The organism is Mesorhizobium sp. M0152 (assembly GCF_040322415.1).
Classification (GTDB): domain Bacteria; phylum Pseudomonadota; class Alphaproteobacteria; order Rhizobiales; family Rhizobiaceae; genus Mesorhizobium.
Genome location: NZ_JAMYTH010000007.1, coordinates 204,409 through 220,986, shown reverse-complemented (window position 1 = coordinate 220,986; position 16,578 = coordinate 204,409). Strand labels below are relative to the sequence as shown.

At 63.7% G+C, this 16,578-nt stretch carries 17 protein-coding genes; 9 read left to right on the top strand and 8 right to left on the bottom strand.

Annotation, left to right across the window (positions count from 1 at the left end; translation table 11 throughout):
- Positions 1-14: 14 nt before the first annotated feature.
- A complete protein-coding gene (gene der / locus NKJ26_RS10655; RefSeq protein WP_352695214.1) occupies positions 15-1,454 on the bottom strand; it encodes a ribosome biogenesis GTPase Der in 1,440 nt (479 codons plus the stop codon).
- The gene (locus NKJ26_RS10650) at positions 1,451-2,116 is read right to left on the bottom strand and encodes a tetratricopeptide repeat protein (RefSeq protein WP_352695213.1); all 666 of its coding nucleotides are present in this window, start codon (positions 2,114-2,116) and stop codon (positions 1,451-1,453) included. Before NKJ26_RS10650 ends, der begins: the two co-directional genes overlap by 4 nt.
- Positions 2,117-2,313: 197 nt before the next feature.
- On the opposite strand from NKJ26_RS10650, the gene NKJ26_RS10645 reads away from it, so the two are divergent.
- Positions 2,314-3,321: a polysaccharide deacetylase family protein gene (locus NKJ26_RS10645; protein WP_352695212.1), complete on the top strand. Its 1,008-nt coding sequence runs from the start codon at positions 2,314-2,316 to the stop codon at positions 3,319-3,321.
- 37 nt (positions 3,322-3,358) lie between these two features.
- Here NKJ26_RS10645 and sbmA read toward each other — a convergent pair whose 3' ends face one another.
- From sbmA to NKJ26_RS10630, 3 genes are all read right to left on the bottom strand, one after another.
- Entirely contained in the window at positions 3,359-4,618 is a 1,260-nt protein-coding gene (gene sbmA / locus NKJ26_RS10640; RefSeq protein ID WP_352598759.1) for a peptide antibiotic transporter SbmA, read from the bottom strand.
- A gap of 114 nt (positions 4,619-4,732) precedes the next feature.
- Complete coding sequence (locus NKJ26_RS10635; RefSeq protein ID WP_352695211.1) at positions 4,733-5,893, bottom strand: YbfB/YjiJ family MFS transporter; 1,161 nt, start codon at positions 5,891-5,893, stop codon at positions 4,733-4,735.
- A 116-nt stretch (positions 5,894-6,009) separates the two neighbouring features.
- A complete protein-coding gene (locus tag NKJ26_RS10630) occupies positions 6,010-6,231 on the bottom strand; it encodes a hypothetical protein (RefSeq protein WP_352695210.1) in 222 nt (73 codons plus the stop codon).
- A gap of 93 nt (positions 6,232-6,324) precedes the next feature.
- Here NKJ26_RS10630 and NKJ26_RS10625 point away from each other — a divergent pair, with 93 nt between their 5' ends.
- From NKJ26_RS10625 to NKJ26_RS10615, 3 genes are read left to right on the top strand one after another with little or no spacing between them, the layout of a single operon-like run.
- The gene (locus tag NKJ26_RS10625) at positions 6,325-7,317 is read left to right on the top strand and encodes a LysR substrate-binding domain-containing protein (protein WP_352695209.1); all 993 of its coding nucleotides are present in this window, start codon (positions 6,325-6,327) and stop codon (positions 7,315-7,317) included.
- A complete protein-coding gene (locus NKJ26_RS10620) occupies positions 7,314-8,570 on the top strand; it encodes an aminopeptidase (protein WP_352695208.1) in 1,257 nt (418 codons plus the stop codon). The genes NKJ26_RS10625 and NKJ26_RS10620 overlap by 4 nt, the downstream gene beginning before the upstream one ends.
- Before the next feature lie 25 nt (positions 8,571-8,595).
- Positions 8,596-8,949, top strand: a complete 354-nt coding sequence (locus tag NKJ26_RS10615) for a DUF488 domain-containing protein (protein ID WP_352695207.1) — start codon at positions 8,596-8,598, stop codon at positions 8,947-8,949.
- 220 nt (positions 8,950-9,169) lie between these two features.
- Here the strand turns inward: NKJ26_RS10615 and NKJ26_RS10610 are convergent, their stop codons facing one another.
- The 3 genes from NKJ26_RS10610 to NKJ26_RS10600 form a co-directional block, all read right to left on the bottom strand.
- Entirely contained in the window at positions 9,170-9,511 is a 342-nt protein-coding gene (locus NKJ26_RS10610; protein WP_352695206.1) for an ArsC family reductase, read from the bottom strand.
- Positions 9,512-9,735: 224 nt separating this feature from the next.
- Entirely contained in the window at positions 9,736-10,089 is a 354-nt protein-coding gene (locus NKJ26_RS10605; RefSeq protein ID WP_352695205.1) for a SnoaL-like domain-containing protein, read from the bottom strand.
- 132 nt (positions 10,090-10,221) lie between these two features.
- Complete coding sequence (locus tag NKJ26_RS10600; protein WP_352695204.1) at positions 10,222-10,866, bottom strand: 2'-5' RNA ligase family protein; 645 nt, start codon at positions 10,864-10,866, stop codon at positions 10,222-10,224.
- Between the two features lie 244 nt (positions 10,867-11,110).
- Here NKJ26_RS10600 and NKJ26_RS10595 point away from each other — a divergent pair, with 244 nt between their 5' ends.
- The 5 genes from NKJ26_RS10595 (at position 11,111) to NKJ26_RS10575 (ending at position 16,543) form a co-directional block, all read left to right on the top strand.
- Positions 11,111-12,268 (top strand): fumarylacetoacetate hydrolase family protein, encoded by a 1,158-nt coding sequence (locus NKJ26_RS10595; protein WP_352695203.1) that lies wholly within the window; start codon positions 11,111-11,113, stop codon positions 12,266-12,268.
- Positions 12,269-12,554: 286 nt separating this feature from the next.
- Positions 12,555-13,490, top strand: coding sequence for a substrate-binding domain-containing protein (locus NKJ26_RS10590; RefSeq protein WP_352598770.1), 936 nt, complete (start codon positions 12,555-12,557; stop codon positions 13,488-13,490).
- Positions 13,491-13,606: 116 nt separating this feature from the next.
- A complete protein-coding gene (locus NKJ26_RS10585; protein WP_352695202.1) occupies positions 13,607-14,593 on the top strand; it encodes an ABC transporter permease in 987 nt (328 codons plus the stop codon).
- Positions 14,594-14,596: 3 nt separating this feature from the next.
- On the top strand, positions 14,597-15,388 hold the full coding sequence (locus NKJ26_RS10580; protein WP_352695201.1) for an ATP-binding cassette domain-containing protein: 792 nt from the start codon (positions 14,597-14,599) through the stop codon (positions 15,386-15,388).
- A gap of 132 nt (positions 15,389-15,520) precedes the next feature.
- Positions 15,521-16,543 carry a LacI family DNA-binding transcriptional regulator gene (locus NKJ26_RS10575; RefSeq protein WP_352695200.1) on the top strand — a complete coding sequence of 341 codons (1,023 nt, stop codon included), beginning with the start codon at positions 15,521-15,523 and terminating at the stop codon, positions 16,541-16,543.
- The last annotated feature ends 35 nt before the right edge of the window (positions 16,544-16,578 follow it).

Here is a 16,578-nt window from a genome sequence, read left to right as displayed (position 1 = left end):
GCCGGCGCCGGCACTCAGCCGCGCTTCTTCGCCCGCCCGGCAAACGGATTGTCCGATGTGCGAAGCGCTATGCGGATCGGCACGCCGGGCATGTCGAAGGCTTCGCGCAGGCTGTTCGAGAGGTAGCGGACATAGGATTGCGGCATCGCGTCCGGCCGCGAGCACTGGACAACGAAGCCCGGCGGGCGCGTCTTGGCCTGGGTGACATATTTGACCTTCAGCCTGCGCCCGGCAACGGCGGGCGGCGGATGATGCGCCAGGATGCTTTCCAGCCAGCGGTTCAGCTTGCCGGTCGAAACGCGGCTGTTCCACACTTTGTGGGTCTTCAGCACCGCGTCCATCAGCTTGTCCAGGCCGCGCCCGGTTTCGGCCGAGACCGGCACGGCCTGGATGCCGCGCGCCTGCGGCAGCAGCCGCTCGGTCTTCTCGCGCAGCTCCGCCAGAAGCTCCTGCGGGTGGTCGATCACGTCCCATTTGTTGAAGGCGATCACCGGCGCCCGGCCTTCGCGGATGATCAGGTCGGCGATCTGCAGATCCTGCTTCTCGAAGGGAATGGTGGCGTCGAGCACGATGATGACGATCTCGGCGAAGCGAATGGCGCGCAAGCCATCCTGTACCGACATCACTTCCAGCTTCTCGTGGATCCGGGCCTTGCGGCGCATGCCGGCCGTATCGAACAGTTTCATCCGGCGGCCGCGCCAGTCCCAGTCGACGGAAATCGAATCGCGGGTGATGCCGGCTTCCGGTCCGGTGAGCAGCCGCTCCTCGCCGATCAGCGCGTTGATCAGCGTCGACTTGCCGGCGTTGGGGCGGCCGACGACGGCGATGCGCATCGGCTTGGTGTCGTCATAGGCCGGCGCTTCCTCGGCGTCCGGGTCGGCGATGTCCTCGCCGATCAGCACTTCGCCGGCGGCGATCTCTTCGTCTTCGCCGTCTTCGTCCTCGCCGAAGGCGCGCGCCTCGCCGAGCGCGCCGATCACCGCGTCACGCAGATCGGGCATGCCCTGGCCGTGTTCGGCCGAAACCGGGATCGGCTCGCCAAGGCCGAGTTCCCAGGCCTCCAGCATGCCGCCCTGCGCGCCCTTCGCCTCGGCCTTGTTGGCGACCAGCACGACCGGCTTGCCGGACTTGCGCACGATTTCGGCGAAGGTCCTGTCGTCCGGCAGCAGGCCCGACTTGGCGTCGATGGTGAAGAAGATCAGATCGGCCTCGCGGATGGCGATCTCGGTCTGCGCGCGCATGCGGCCGGGCAAGGTCGAGGCGGCGGCGTCCTCGAAGCCCGCAGTGTCGATGACGTCGAAATGCAGGTCGTAGAGCTTTGCCGCGTGGACGCGACGGTCGCGGGTGACGCCGGGCGTGTCGTCGACAAGCGCCAGCTTTCTCCCCACCAGCCGATTGAAAAGGGTCGATTTGCCGACGTTAGGCCTACCGATGATGGCGACTTTGAAGGTCACGACGCACTGCCGGAGCCGCGGATCAGCTCGGACATCAGCGTTGCCCGCTCACGCGTGTTGCGCGGCGCGCCGTCATCGGAGGCGATCTGGTCGAACAATTTCAAAGCATCCTGCGTCTTGCCTTCCTTCCAGGCGGCAAGGCCGAGCGCCTCGCGCGCGGTATGGCGCAACGTGTTGGTGTCGGACGTCAGCGCCTCGACGCGGCTGGAGACATCGGCGAAGGAGCCGTGGTCGACAAGCAGCAGCGCGGCCCTGAGGCGCGCCATGTCGCGAATGCCGGCGGGGATCGCGGTGTCGGCGGCGACATCGTCGAAATCCTTGACGGCGGCGGCAGCGTCGCCCTTGTCCGCCTTGACGGTCGCGGCGCGCATGCGGGCGAGCAGCGGATAGGCGCCGTAGCCATCCTTCTCCAGCTGGTCGAGCGCGGTCAGCGCATCGTCGCTCTTGCCGTCATTGGCGAGCTTCAGCGCCTGCGAGAACGCATCGCCTGAACGGTTGGCGCGCGTCTCGTCCCAATAGCGATAGCCGACGAAGGCGGCGGTGCCGAGCACCACGAGAACGGCCAGGACGAGCACGGCCGGACCAAAACGGTCCCACAGCGCCTGCGCCTGTTCGCGGCGCATCTCGTCGTTGACTTCACGGATAAAACTGTCGTCGGACATCAATCAAAACCATTCCTGCCCCGGGCCGGGGCGGTTCACGAGCCCGCGTTTTAGCGAAATTTCGTCGGCATGGAAGGGGTTCGGCCGGAAAATCGGCGTATCGCGCGCCAAGCGACCACAAAGAGCGACCGCACCGAAGCCACATTTGCCCGCTAGCCGGCTTTCAGACATTTCCCCGAACCCAGATCAGATCGCCGATGCTTCGTCCATTCCGCGTTGTTGCGTTTTCGCTTGGCTCGCTCGCCGTTTGCGGTGGGGCCTGGGCCGACCCGCCGGCGCCGCCAGCGCCGGCCAAGCCGAAGCAGGTGGTGATCATCTCGTTCGACAGCGCCCGCGACATCTCGCAGTGGAAGCGCAGCCGGGCGCTGGCGCAACGCAGCGGCGCGCATTTCACCTATTTTCTGTCCTGCGTCTTCCTGCTGTCGCCGGAGACACGCAGCCAGTACACGCCGCCGGGCAAGACATCGGGCAAATCCAATATCGGCTTTGCCACCTCCACGCTGGAGGTGACCGAGCGGCTCGAGCAGATCGGGCTCGCGGCCTCGGAAGGTCACGACATCGCCAGCCATGGCTGCGGCCATTTCGACGGCAAGGACTGGAGCAAGGCCGACTGGCTGAAGGAATTCGGCTCGTTCGAGCACATTCTCGAGAACGCCTATTCGATCAACGGCATCGCGCCCGAACCCCAGGGCTGGCGCGATTTCGCGCGGCATGCGGTTGTCGGTTTTCGCGCGCCATACCTGTCGGCGAACAAGGCGCTTTACGCGGCACTGTCCGCCGCCGGCTACCAGTTCGATGCAAGCAGCGTCTCGCAGGGGCCTGTCCCGCCGGCAGCCGCCAATGGCATCACGCGCTTTTCGCTGCCGCAGATTCCGGAAGGCCCGAAATCAAGGCCGGTGATCGCCATGGATTACAATCTCTACGTCAGGCATTCCGGCGGTTTCGAGCGACCGAGCCAGGCGGACGAGTTCGCCAGCCGGACATACGACGCCTTCCGCGCCGCCTTCGACGCGCAATACCAGGGCAAGCGCGTCCCACTGGAGCTCGGCTTCCACTTCGCCTTGATGAATGACGGCGCCTACTGGAACGCGCTGGAGCGCTTTGCCGGAGAAGTCTGCGTCAAGGCCGACGTCGAATGCATCAGTTTTCGCGATTATACCTCGCGACAGGATGCCGGCCAGAAGCAGCCGGCGGTGGGCGGCTGAGCCGCCCGGCCGCTTCGCATCTAACCTCGATGTTCTCCTAGGCCGGATCCTCGGCGCCCTGCCTTGCCAGGTAGCGCTGGTCGATTTCAGGCAACGGCTCGCCGAGCAACGTCGCCTCGAAGGCCCGCAGGCGTTTGTGGACCGACTGAAGTTCGACGATGGTCGACCAGGAGGTGAGCAGAAACTGCAGCGAGCCCGTCACCTTGCCGAATGCGTTCGAGATCTGGTTCAGCGCACCGAACGTTATCTTGTGCGCAACCAGCGACGGACCCAGGATCAGCAGCGAGAAAATGTTGTCGGCCTGAAGGTAGGTGTACCGGACGACGTTGAAATAGATGTAGTGGAAATAGAGCCTGAAATAGTTGTGACGGACATTCGCGAACAGCTCGGCGGTGGTGGCGGGCTGGGCCCTGTCCGCATTGTCCTCGCCATAGACGAGTTCCTTGCGGTAAGCCGCTTCGACGCGCTGATTGCGGAACTGTAGCCCTGGAAGTTTCAGGCCGGCAATCATGACCGAAATCGTTCCGAACAGACACCAGGCCAGCGCTGCGACGACCAATGGCTGCGGGACCGTGCCGATGATCGGCAACTCGGTGATATGGGCCTGCAACTGGATCATGACCGGCAGGAAGGCGATCAGGGTCATGATCGACTGGACGAAGCTGGAGCCGAGATCTTCCATGATCTGCGAGAACCGCATCGTGTCCTCCTGGATACGCTGCGAGGCGCCCTCGATGTGGCGCAGCCTGCCCCAGTTCTCAACGAAGTAGTTGTTCATCGCCGTTCGCCAGCGGAAGATCCAGTGGCTGACGATGAAGGCGTTGACCACCTGCACGTTCATGCCAACCAGCGCGAGCCACGAGAAGTCGGCCAGTCCGGTATAAAATTCGCCGTTTGTCGACGTTCCGGTCCCCGACATCAGCCCCTGCACGTAATCGAAGAAAGGGCCGTACCAGGCGTTGACGGCGACGCTGACCTGCACATTGAAATAGATGAAGAACAAAATGACCGCCGTCATCAAGATCGACCAGCGCTGCCACGGATGCGGCGAATACCAGCTCCAGAACGCATAGAAAGCGATCACGCAAAACGCGAAGTAGATATAGAACCAGAGAAACGGTTTCGAGACGAGCACGGCGATGCCGATGATGGGCGGCACGCCGGCCGCCACCGCCGGCAGGCCGAAAACAGCGCCCAGTTGCTCACCGCCGAAAAACCAGAACAGGATTGCCGCAAGGCTCCAGGCGGCCGCCGAAGAGAAAAACAGCTTCGGCTGCGGGAAAAAAGATACGAACACTGTGGCGAATTCCTCGGTCTCTGCGCAAATCAGCGGGGCTTAGCGGGCATAAGGTCACACATTAGTGGGAAAGAAAATGCCTGCCCGATGCCCGGCTTCGAGCAAGACGGCAAATCATGGCGATTTTGGCGCAGCCGACCATATGATGGCGCCGGAGGCGACCAGCATGGCCGCGGCGGCGATGGACGCGAGGAAGAAATCGCCTGACGCCTGCGCCAGCAGCCCGGCGGCGATCGGGCCGACGATCTGGCCAAGACCGAAGGAAGCAGTCATCAAGGCGAAGATGCGCCGGGGCGCCCTTGGCGCCTGCTGCCGTGCCGCCTGAAGGCCAAGCGCGGTGATGGCGACGAAAGTGCCGCCCAGCAGCAGGCCGCCGAGCAGCGGCCCGGTGCGGCCGCCGACCGCCACGCTGGCGGCAACGCCGACGACTTCGATCAGGCACGCCAGCGCATAGGCGGCATGGAGCCCGATCCGTGCGGCGATCTTCTGCCAGAGCCAGGTCGAGGGAAAGGCGGCAAGGCCAGCGGCCATCCAGACGACAGCCTCGAAGACGCGGCCACCGCCGCCTTGCCTGACTATGGCGACCAGGAATGTCGCCGTCACCACATAACCGAAGCCAAACAGGCCGTAGCCGACGATGATCTTCATCAACGACCGGTCTTTCGGCAATGCGGGTTCGCCCGCGGCTTTGCCATCGGTGAGCGGGCCCTCATTTGCCAACAGCGCCACGAGCACGAAACCGCAAGCCGAAATTGCCGCCGACCACAGCCAGCCCGCCGCCCAACCGGCATGTACCGTGACCAGCACCGCCATCATCACCGCCGATATCGCGATACCGAGGCCGACGCCGCCGAAATGCCATGCCTGGAGATCGCCGCGACCGGCGGCGGCGATGCGGCTGAAGACGATGCTGGCCATGAACACCATGACGCAGGCGCTGGCCAGGCCGGCTAGAAATCGGATGATGAGAAAGGCCGCCATCGCATCGGTCAGCCCCATCAGCGCCGCAAGCACGGTGCTGGCGCCAAGACCCGCCAGCATCAGCAGGCGCTCGCGCCCATGCGCCCAGCCGCCGCCCGCCGCCAGCGCGCCGACGAGGTAACCGAGATAATTGGCGGAGGCGATCCAGCCGGCATCGGCCGGCGTCAGACGCAGTTCTTCCATCATGCCGGGCAGGATCGGCGTGTAGACGAAACGGCCGACACCCATGGCGACGGCCATGGCGATCATGCCGGCGAAAGCGAAGCGCAGCGCTGTTGACGTGGCTGATGTCATTGCAGCGCACAATAAGTGTCCGAACGGACGAAACAATCCGCCTTTGTTAGGCCAGTGCTATTGCGGAACTCCGCGCTTGTCCCCGCTGTTGCCTGATCGGTGAGCGTGGCGTTGGCTCAACAGCGTCCGCCGCAGCCATGCAACGAAGCGGTCTCATGCACCGTGCGCCGCGCCGTCAGCCTGAACGGAACATCGCCAAGTTCGCGCTCCGACATCGTGTCCAGCACGGGATGCGAAAGCGGATCGGTCAGCCATGTCTGTGGCTCGTACCGCCAACGCGGCTCATGCAGCGCGTCCACGGCGAACAGGACCTTCAGCGACGACAGCATTCTCAACATTTCCGGCTCCGGAGTATGTCCTTGCGCCAAAGTCCGCCGTTTCGGCATGTCTATCAATTGAGATTTCAGCCGGATCGGTTTAGAAAAACTCAAATGGCCATGCTCAACCGCATCCACCTCAACGGCCTGCGCGCCGTCGAAACCGTTGCCCGTCTCGGCTCGCTCGCGGCGGCGGCCGGTGAACTCAACGTTTCCTCCAGCGCGGTCAGCCAGCAGATAAGCCGCACCGAAAAGCAGCTCGGCCAGGCGCTGTTCGAACGCACCGCGAACGGCCTGGTGCTGACCGAGTTCGGCGCCGCGTTCGCGGCCCGCCTCAGCACGGGCTTTCGCGAGCTTGTCCAGGCCGTCGCACTGGCCGACGAAGCGACGCAATGCACATTGGTGGTTTCGGTGGCGCCGGCCTTTGCCTCGAAATGGCTGCTGCCGCGACTGTCGCGCCACTTCGCCCGCCATCCCAACGTGCTCCTGCGCATCGACGCCTCGGTGCGGCTGGCCGATCTCGACCGCTCCGACATCGACATCGCCATCCGGCTTGGCGACGGCAAATGGCCGGGCGGGCGATCGGAACTGCTTTTGGCGCAGGAAGTCTTCCCGGTCTGCGCCCCTGACATCGCCAGGAAACTGAAATCGATCGAGGACCTTTCCAAGACCTGCGCGATCACCGACGAGCGGGCGATGATCAACTGGGAAAGCTGGTTCGCGGCGGCCGGCGTCGAACCCGTCACCTTTCAGAAAGGCGCGCGCTTCACCGATCCGATGCTGTGCCTGGAATCGGCGATCGCTGGCCATGGCGTGATGCTGGGCTGGCAATTGCTCGCCGCCGATGCGCTGGCCGACGGGCGGCTCGTGGCGCCTTTCGGGATCCGCGCCCAGAGCGGGCTCGGCTACTGGCTGGTGACCTCCTCGACCAGGCCCGAAAGCCGCAAAGTCCGGGATTTCAAGCTCTGGATCAAGGAGGAGATCGAGGCGACGATGGCGCGGTTCGGGTCGGCGGCTAAAGGAACCGCTGGCGCGATCGCGGTGGAAAGCACCGTGGCGCCGGTCTATGTAGAGTCTGACATCAAACTACGGCAGGCAGGATCATGACCACACATTCGCGCGGCGTTTCCGCAACGATCGACCCGGTGAAGCTCGACAGGCTGGCGGAGGTCGCCATCAAGGTCGGACTGCAATTGCAGCCGGGGCAGGACCTGGTGCTGACGTCGTCGATCGCGGCATTGCCGCTGACCAGGCGCATCGTCGAACACGCCTACAAGGCCGGCGCCGGGCTGGTGACGCCGATCTTCAACGACGACGAGATGACGCTGGCGCGCTATCGCTTCGGCGCCGATGCCGGCTTCGACCGCGCCGCCGGCTGGCTCTATGAAGGCATGGCGAAAGCCTTCTCCAATAATGCGGCCAGGCTTGCCGTGCGCGGCGAGGATCCCTCGCTGTTGTCGGCGCAGGATCCGGCGAAAGTAGCCCGCGCCAACAAGGCCAATTCGATAGCCTACCAGCCGGCGCTGGAAAAGATCACCGGCTTCGACATCAACTGGAACATCGTCGCCTACCCGGACCTCGCCTGGGCCAAGCAGGTTTTTCCCGGCGACGCCGACGACGTTGCCGTGGCGAAGCTCGCCGACGCCATCTTCGCCGCGTCGCGAGTGGACGTGGAGGATCCGATCGGCAACTGGAAGGCGCATAATGCAGCGCTGCGCGGCCGCACCGAATGGCTCAACAGCCATAATTTCCACGCGCTGCACTTCACCGGCCCAGGCACCGACCTGACGGTCGGGCTGGCGGACGGCCATGAATGGATGGGCGGCGCCTCGACCGCCAAGAACGGCATCACCTGCAATCCCAACATCCCGACCGAGGAAGTCTTCACCACGCCGCACGCAAGGCGGGTCGAGGGCCATGTCTCCTCGACCAAGCCGCTGTCCTACCAGGGCACGCTGATCGACGACATCTCGGTGCGTTTCGAAGAAGGCAGGATCGTCGAGGCAAAGGCTTCGAAGGGCGAGGATGTGCTGAAGAAGGTGCTGGATACCGACGAGGGTTCGCGGCGGCTCGGCGAAGTTGCGCTGGTGCCGCATTCCTCGCCGATCTCGGCGAGCGGCCTTTTGTTCTTCAACACGCTGTTCGACGAAAACGCCGCCTGCCACATTGCGCTCGGACAATGCTATTCGAAGTGCTTCGTCGACGGTGCGTCGCTCAGCCAGGACGAGATCGCCGCGCGCGGCGGCAACAAGAGCTTCATCCATATCGACTGGATGATCGGTTCGGACAGGATCGACATAGACGGCGTTCACAAGGACGGCAGCCGCGTGCCCGTCATGCGCAAGGGCGAGTGGGTCTGAGCGGATCGCTCCCGAGGAGGGCTTGGTGGCCTTCGATATCGCGGTGAAGCGCATCTACGAAGCGCCCGAAAAGGCGGACGGCCAGCGGGTGCTGGTCGACCGCATCTGGCCGCGCGGTATCCGCAAAGAAGATGCCGCGCTGACGCTGTGGCTGAAAGAGATCGCGCCGAGCGACGAGTTGCGCAAATGGTTCGGGCATGAGCCCGGGCGCTGGGCGGAGTTTCAGAAGCGGTATGCAGCCGAGCTGGATAGGAATGGCGAGGCGGTGGCGCAACTGCGTGGCCTGCTCGGCGAAGGCAAGGTGACGCTGCTCTACGGCGCCCACGACGAAACGCGCAACAATGCAGTGGCGCTGATGGGGTATATGCGCGGGCGGTGATGCTCTTCTGGTACTTTCGAACGCTGGCGGGACAGCGCCCCCCTCTGTCCTGCCGATCTCCCCCACTTGGGGGGAGATCGGCAGCTTCGGTGCTCCGCTCGCTCCTGCGACGTTGGCGATTTCGCGAAAGCCGGGGTGACGGCCAATCTCCCCCCTCGTGGGGGAGATGTCCGGCAGGACAGAGGGGGGCGCGAAGGAACGCAGCGTACGGAGTGTTGTTCTACTTCCCGCCCACCGCCGCCTCATAAGCATCCGGCTTGAAGCCGACGAGAATCCGGTCGCCGACCTCCAGCACCGGGCGTTTGATCATCGTCGGCTGGGCCAGCATCAGCGTCTTGGCCTTCTTTACGTCCAGGCCCTGCTTGTCCTTGTCCGCCAGTTCGCGGAACGTCGTGCTCGCCTTGTTGAGCAGGATTTCCCAGCCAACCTCGCCGACCCAGCCATCCAGCCGCTCGGCATCCAGCCCCTCTGCCCGGTAATCGTGAAAACGATAGGCGACGTCATGGCCTTCCAGCCAGACGCGTGCCTTCCTGATCGTGTCGCAGGTGGTGATTCCGTACATGGTGATCGTCAAAACAGGGGCCTTTCGGATTTCGAATCCGACCGCAGATTAAGGATGCCCCGCACGCTTTGCCAGCGGCCCGCCAAAACCATCAAGAGATGAGTTTCTTCAATGGCGGGGGGCACGGACGTGCATCGGGTCGGAGCGCGGCCAGGAGACGATCCTGGCCGCCTGGTCCTGGAGGATGCGGCGAAATGTGCCGAACGCCGAGCGCGATTTCGGCCTCAATAATAGAAGCGCTCTTCGGCAATCTTGCCGTTTTTGACCGTGTACAGGCCAACCTCGTCCATGGTGACACGCTGGCCCGCGGCCTTGGGCGTTATGTCAAATGTGAAGCGCACAGCGAACTGGTCGCCGTTGACATAAGGGCCCTCGACGGAGCCGCCATGGACCTCGTTGTTTTCCTGCCACCACTGGCCTTTCTGCTTGACGGCGTCCTTGCCACGGCAGACGGCCATCGGCCCCTCCATCGCTTCGTAGCTGACGATGTCGTCGGCATTGTATTTCTCGGCAGCACTTTCGTTGTCGCCCTGCTTGAGAAGTTCGGTGAAATGCTTGGCAATATCCGCGATGGTCATGTGTTCCTCCTGTTCGGATCTTATTGCAAATAGGGAACAGCCCGCTGCCTGCCATCGTCGTTCCGGTTGGTAGCTGACATATCATGTCAGGATGATGGACCGCGCGGCGCATGTGAGGACGATTCCAGGCGCTCACATGGCGGGCAGTGCATCGTCCTGGCCGGTCAGTTGCCAGCGTCCGGGATGCTTGTAGGCACCCTTCCCAGTGAGACTGTGGATGAGTACAAAATCGCGGACAGTCCAGCCGACCGGATCGATCGACCGCTCGCGAATCCTGGGAACGCCCACCTCGTCACGAAGCAACGTAACATGCGGTTCGATGGACCTGGTGAGAAAGGGTTTCAACGGGCTGTCCGAGATCACCGCCGTCAGATCACGCCAGAACTTTTGCAGCGCCGGATTGCCATCGCTGCCGCGCAGGACCAGCGCACCACCGCCAAAAGCCGACAAGCGATCGAACGAAACCTCGAAGGGCTTCGCAACGATCATCGATCCGATATGACAGGCGGTCTCCACCAGCTCTTGCGGATACTCCTCTTGGTCGCCGAGGCCGACAAGCGAGATGTGGATGTGGTTTTCCGGAACCAGCCAGCCTTGCAATCCGAACTCACGGTTCCAGGCCATGGCCTTTCGCGCGAGACGACCAGCAATCGCACTGCCGACGAGGATGGCAAAGAACAGGCGGTGGAAATGCTTCCCGGCCTGTTCCCAGCGGAAAAAGGCCTGGCCGTTCTTCGCGGTTCCAAATGCAGGTTGTCCACTCATGACCGATCCCATCCGGCAAATTGAATCAGGTCGCGAGTTATAGAACAAAACAAGAACAAATGCAAGCCAAAAATACTACAAGCGCCGGCGCTTCGGCACCCATGCACGCATCGCCATGTTTGTCGGCGAGATGCCGGCTCTCGGCGGCGGTGGCGCCTGGATCACCACATACGGGATAGACCTTTGACAGGAATCCGGTGAAAGTGCCGCGTCGATCCGGCAAGCCGCATTTTCGATGATCAGAGGACCGAACGCCATGACGAACCCGACGCAGCTGCCCGCCGAGGGACTTTTTGTCGGCCGAGCCAGGAGCAGCGGCGCCTCGTACCCGCTGGTGATCACGGTGCGTGACGGCACGGTCTTCGACATCACGTCGAGCACGGCACCGACCGTGCGTGATATTTGCGAGATGACCGATCCGGCGGGGCATGTGCGCTCGGCGAAGGGCAGACCGATCGGGTGGCTCGACGCCATCGCGGCCAACAGTTTCCAGGCCACGCGCGATCCGGCAAAACCCTACCTCCTGTCTCCTGTCGACCTACAGGCGGTCAAGGCGTCGGGCGTTACCTTCGTCGTCAGCCTGCTGGAACGCGTGATCGAGGAGCAGGCGCGTGGTTCGGCCGAGAAGGCCGATGCCATCCGCGCCGACATTGCCGGGCTGATCGGCCATGATCTGTCGAAACTGAAGCCCGGTTCGCCCGAGGCGATGGAGATCAAGGCCAAGCTCATCGCACGCGGCGCCTGGTCGCAATATCTGGAAGTGGGCATCGGCCCCGACGCAGAGATCTTCACCAAATGCCAGCCCATGGCCTCGGTCGGCTTCGGCGCCGATGTCGGCCTGCACCCGGTGTCGACCTGGAACAATCCGGAGCCCGAGATCGCCATGATCGCCGCCAGCAGCGGCAGGATCGTCGGCGCCACCATCGGCAACGACGTCAATCTGCGCGACGTCGAAGGGCGTTCGGCGCTGCTGCTCGGCAAAGCCAAGGACAACAATGCCTCGGCCTCGCTCGGTCCCTTCATCCGCCTGTTCGACGACACCTTCTCGATCGATGACGTGAAACGGGCGGTCGTTCGCCTGAAGGTCGAGGGCGAGGACGGGTTCTCGCTGGAGGGCGCGAGTTCGATGGCCGAGATCAGCCGCTCGCCGGAGGAACTGGTCGCCGCCGCCATGGGTGCCCACCATCAGTATCCGGACGGGCTGGCGCTCTATCTCGGCACCATGTTCGTGCCGTCGAAAGACCGTGGCGAGAAGGGCAAGGGCTTCACCCACAAGGTCGGCGACATCGTCACCATCTCGTCGGAGAAGTTCGGCGCGCTGGTCAACCGGGTGCGGCTGTCGCCAGACTGCCCGCACTGGACCTACGGCGCCAGTCATCTGATGCGCGAGCTGGCGCAGGCCGACCTCATCTGACCGGGCCTGGCTCGAGCAAGCATGCCGAAGGCGATCCGCTCGGCTGAGCTTCCGCGCCAATCATCCGTCGGCTCGGAAAAAATCACCTGAACTGATGCAATCTGATGGGACCGCTGATGGCGCCTCGTCAGGCGCCAACTACATCTGCAGATGGAGGCTTGCCATCCGCCGGAAAAGAGGATGCTCTGACGCATCCAACCGGTGCTGGCGAAGGAGGCGCGATCCGGTTCTTGCCGGAACAAGAGGTGGATCCGGACTGATCATCTTCAAAATGGGAGGAAATCAAATGCTGACACGGCTAAGAGTGGTTCTATTCGGCCTGCTGGTGGCGCTGACGGTCATTCCGGCAGCGGCGCAGGCCAAGACATTCTACTGGATTTCGCATGGCGGCCCGGCCGACCCGGTCTGGACCTACTTCCTGGCCGGCGCCAAGCAATGGGCCAAGGACACCGGCAACACCGTCAACACCTCGTTCCACAATGGCGATGTGGCCTCGCAGCAGGAAGCGGTCCGCGCCGCCCTCTCCGCCAAGGCCGATGGCATCGTCACCACGAGCCCCGATCCGGGCAGCCTTGTCGAGATCGTCAAGGAAGCCCGCGCGGCGAACGTCCCGATCATCAACTTCAACACGCCCGATCCCAAGGCTAATTTCAACGCCTATGTCGGCGGCGACAACGTCACCTTCGGCAAGCACTGGGCGCAATATCTGGTCGACAAGGGCCTGGTGAAGAAGGGCGATTTCGTCTGGATGCCGGTCGAGATCCCCGGCGCCACCTATGGCGTCCAGGAAGAGGAAGGCATCAAGAGCGTCTTCGAGCCGCTCGGCATCACCTATGAAGTGACCGAAGCGACGCTCGACCAGGCCGAGGTGATCAACCGCATGGTCGACTACCTCACCGCCAACAAGGCCAAGGTCAAGGCGATCATCGGTCTCGGCGACCTCGTCACCGGCTCGATCAAGCGGGTGTTCGACCAGGTCGGTATCAAGCCGGGCGAAATTCCGGTCGTCGGCTGGGGCAATTCGCTCGACACAACCCAGGAAGTGCTGAACGGCTACGTCAATGCCGGCCAGTGGCAGGATCCACAGGCGACCAGCTATGTGGCGCTTTCGCTGGCCAACATGGCCGCCAGCGGTATTCCTCCGGGCTTCAACGTCATCACCGGCGCGCTGTACGAAAAGGACACCGCCGAGGTCTACGACAAGATCCTGTCCGGCAAGTAACCCGCGATCCCTGGCGCCGCGCCGTTTCCGGCACGGCGCCCGGCATCTTCCCTACGCCGCGACCCGCCCGATGCGGTGGCGATCCCGGCCCGTTCCAACCCTGTCGCGGATTGCCAGTGGAAAATCGCTCGCTCCCCCAACTTCTGATCGCGCGTCCGGAATTCGGGCCGTTCGTGCTGCTCATCGTCGAGATCGCCGTTTTCTGGGGCTTCAATCACGACTTCCTGTCACCGCAGAACATTTCCAACACGCTGGCGTTCACGGTCGAACTCGGCCTGATCGCGCTGGCGATGACGTTGCTGATGACGTCAGGCGAATTCGATCTTTCCGTCGGCTCGCTGTTCGGCTTCTCGCCGGTGCTGATGTGGACGCTGTTCAACAGCGGCCTCACCTCGCTGGAAGTGGCCTTCATCGTCGCGCTGCTGGTCGCCGCCTTCATCGGGCTGGTCAATGGCTGGTTCGTGACGCAGCTCAAGATCCCGTCCTTCCTGGTGACGCTCGGAATGCTGCTTGTAGTGCGCGGCACCGCGCTGTTCGTCACCGACGGTTTTCCGCAGCGCACCTGGAGCGCGGAAGGCAGCTGGCTGGCGGAAGCGCTGGTCGGCGACTTTTTCATCGGGCCGTTCCGCATCTACATGTCGCTGTTCTGGTTCATCGCCGCGGCGATCGCGCTGGGCTATGTGCTGACGCAAAGCCGCACCGGCAACTGGATACAGGCGGCGGGCGGCAATCCCGGCGCGGCGCGCGCCCGCGGCGTCAACGTCAGCCGGGTCAAGATCGGCCTGTTCATCCTGTCATCGGTCATGGCCTCGCTCGCCGGCGTCATCTCCTCGCTGCGCACGTCCGCCGCCAACCCCAACAGCGGCACCGGCTACGAGCTCGAAGTCATCGCCATGGTGGTGATCGGCGGCACGGCACTGACCGGCGGGCGCGGCACCATCATCGGCACCGTGCTCGGCATCCTCATCCTGCGCGTAATGCGCAACGGCATCGTGCTGATCGGCGTGCCCGGCCTTGCCTACAACATCTTCATCGGCGCGATCATCCTTGGCATGATGGCGCTGCATTCATGGCTGGAACGCCGGCATCAGGCGGGGACTTGAACCATGGCCGAGCCACTGATCCGCATGCAGAACATCCGCAAGTCCTATGGCCGCGTACAGGCGCTGGTGGACGCCAATTTCCACGTCAATGAAAGGGAGATCGTCGGCCTGCTCGGCGACAATGGCGCAGGCAAGTCGACGCTGATCAAGGTGCTGTCCGGCGCGGTGCCGCTGACCAGCGGCGAGATCTTCATCCGCGGCAAGAAGGTGAGCTTGCGCAACACCAGCGACGCCATCGCCCACGGCATCGAGACGATCTACCAGGACTCGGCGCTGGTCACGCAGCTGTCGATCGCCCGCAATCTGTTCCTGGGACGCGAACCGATCAAGCCGCCGCGCTTCCTCAACCGCATGGACCAGGAGGCCATGAACGTCGTTGCCCGCGACCTGCTCAAGCAGGTCGGCATCTCGAAAAACATTCCGCCGACGACGCCGATCGGTTCGCTATCCGGCGGCGAGCGCCAGGCGGTGGCGATCGCGCGCGCCATGCATTTCGACAGCGACCTCATCATCCTCGACGAACCAACCAACAACCTTGGGGTCGCCGAAACACAGGGCGTGCTGAGTTTCGTGCGCAGCGCCCGCGATTCCGGCCATTCCTGCATCTTCATCGCCCACAACATCCATCATGTCTTCCAGGTGGTCGACCGCATCGTCGTCATGCGCAGGGGAAAGGTGGTCGCCGACGCTATCGATCCGAAGACGACCAGCGTGGCGGAAGTCGAGCGGATCATCACCGGCATGTCGGACAAGGAAATCCGCGATGCCATCGCCGACGGCAAGCCGTCGCACTGAGCACGGGCGAAAGCCCTTGCGTGAAATTGGCCGAATGCGCGTCCGGGCGCAATCATCGGTCGCCTCGGATCGCATCGCCTGCGGCGCATCGCTTGTCCGGCGCGGCATCACTTCAGCGCATAGGGTCGCGGCATGAAGGCAACCGTCTCCGACATCGCCAGGAGTTGCGGACTGTCGACCGCAACGGTCGACAGGGTGCTCAACAACCGGGCGGGCGCCAGCGCGGCCAACAGGCAGCGCGTCATGGAGGCCGCCAAGCAGCTCGGCTACCTGCCGGTGGCCGACCAGGTGACGCTTCCCTCGCGGCCGGCACATCTCGAGTTCCTGCTGCCGATCGGCAGCAATGCCTTCATGCGCGATCTGGCCGGACATATCCAGGACTATGCCGCGCGGCTGCCGCTCGTCGCCTCGTGCCGGATCCACAATCTTGCCGGCATCTCGCCAAACGCGCTGCAGAGCGCCGTCGAAAACCTTTCGCTCAATGTCAACGGCGTCGGTGTCATCGCCATCGACCATCCACGCACCCGCAACATCCTGCGCGACGTCGTCGATGCCGGCATCCGCCTGGTGACGCTGGTGTCGGACATTCCGGCGGCGCCGCGCTCGGCCTATGTCGGCATCGACAACCGGGTGGCCGGACGGACGGCGGCATTGTTGATGGGCCGCTTTCTCGGCGGCCGCGAGGGCCATCTGGCAATGGTGGTCGGATCACGCTCGTACCGTGGCCATGAGGAACGCGAAATGGGTTTCCGCTCGGTGCTGGGCGAAGAATTTCCCAACCTGGTCATATCGAGCGCGGTCGACATCAACGACGAGCCCGACGTCAGCTATGCCGAGACCATGAAGGCGCTGCACGACGAGCCGGAACTGCTGGGCATCTATTGCGTCGGAGCCGGACGCTCGGGCGTTGCCAAAGCAATCCGGGAAGCCAGGCCCAACCGCAAGCCGGTGTTCATCTGCCACGACCTGACACGCGAAACGCGCGGTTACCTGGTCGATGACCTCGCCGATGTCGTCATCGACCAGAATGCCAGGCTTATCGCCGAGCAGTCGGTCATCCGCCTGCTCGGCTCGATCGCCTCATCGGCGCCGTATCTGACGCGGAAGTTCATCGAACCACGACTGATCTTCAGGGAAAACGTTCCGGTGCAGTGATTGGCGGCCCTGGACGTGAGCTTTTCCGGTCACAC

Excerpts from the sequence above, each read along its gene's own strand:
- NKJ26_RS10650 (WP_352695213.1), bottom strand. The coding sequence starts at position 2,116 with ATGTCCGACGACAGTTTTATCCGTGAAGTCAACGACGAGATGCGCCGC.
- NKJ26_RS10645 (WP_352695212.1), top strand. The coding sequence starts at position 2,314 with ATGCTTCGTCCATTCCGCGTTGTTGCGTTTTCGCTTGGCTCGCTCGCC.
- NKJ26_RS10635 (WP_352695211.1), bottom strand. The coding sequence starts at position 5,893 with ATGACATCAGCCACGTCAACAGCGCTGCGCTTCGCTTTCGCCGGCATG.
- NKJ26_RS10630 (WP_352695210.1), bottom strand. The coding sequence starts at position 6,231 with ATGTTGAGAATGCTGTCGTCGCTGAAGGTCCTGTTCGCCGTGGACGCG.
- NKJ26_RS10625 (WP_352695209.1), top strand. The coding sequence starts at position 6,325 with ATGGCCATGCTCAACCGCATCCACCTCAACGGCCTGCGCGCCGTCGAA.
- NKJ26_RS10620 (WP_352695208.1), top strand. The coding sequence starts at position 7,314 with ATGACCACACATTCGCGCGGCGTTTCCGCAACGATCGACCCGGTGAAG.
- NKJ26_RS10610 (WP_352695206.1), bottom strand. The coding sequence starts at position 9,511 with ATGTACGGAATCACCACCTGCGACACGATCAGGAAGGCACGCGTCTGG.
- NKJ26_RS10605 (WP_352695205.1), bottom strand. The coding sequence starts at position 10,089 with ATGACCATCGCGGATATTGCCAAGCATTTCACCGAACTTCTCAAGCAG.
- NKJ26_RS10600 (WP_352695204.1), bottom strand. The coding sequence starts at position 10,866 with ATGGGATCGGTCATGAGTGGACAACCTGCATTTGGAACCGCGAAGAAC.
- NKJ26_RS10595 (WP_352695203.1), top strand. The coding sequence starts at position 11,111 with ATGACGAACCCGACGCAGCTGCCCGCCGAGGGACTTTTTGTCGGCCGA.
- NKJ26_RS10590 (WP_352598770.1), top strand. The coding sequence starts at position 12,555 with ATGCTGACACGGCTAAGAGTGGTTCTATTCGGCCTGCTGGTGGCGCTG.
- NKJ26_RS10580 (WP_352695201.1), top strand. The coding sequence starts at position 14,597 with ATGGCCGAGCCACTGATCCGCATGCAGAACATCCGCAAGTCCTATGGC.
- NKJ26_RS10575 (WP_352695200.1), top strand. The coding sequence starts at position 15,521 with ATGAAGGCAACCGTCTCCGACATCGCCAGGAGTTGCGGACTGTCGACC.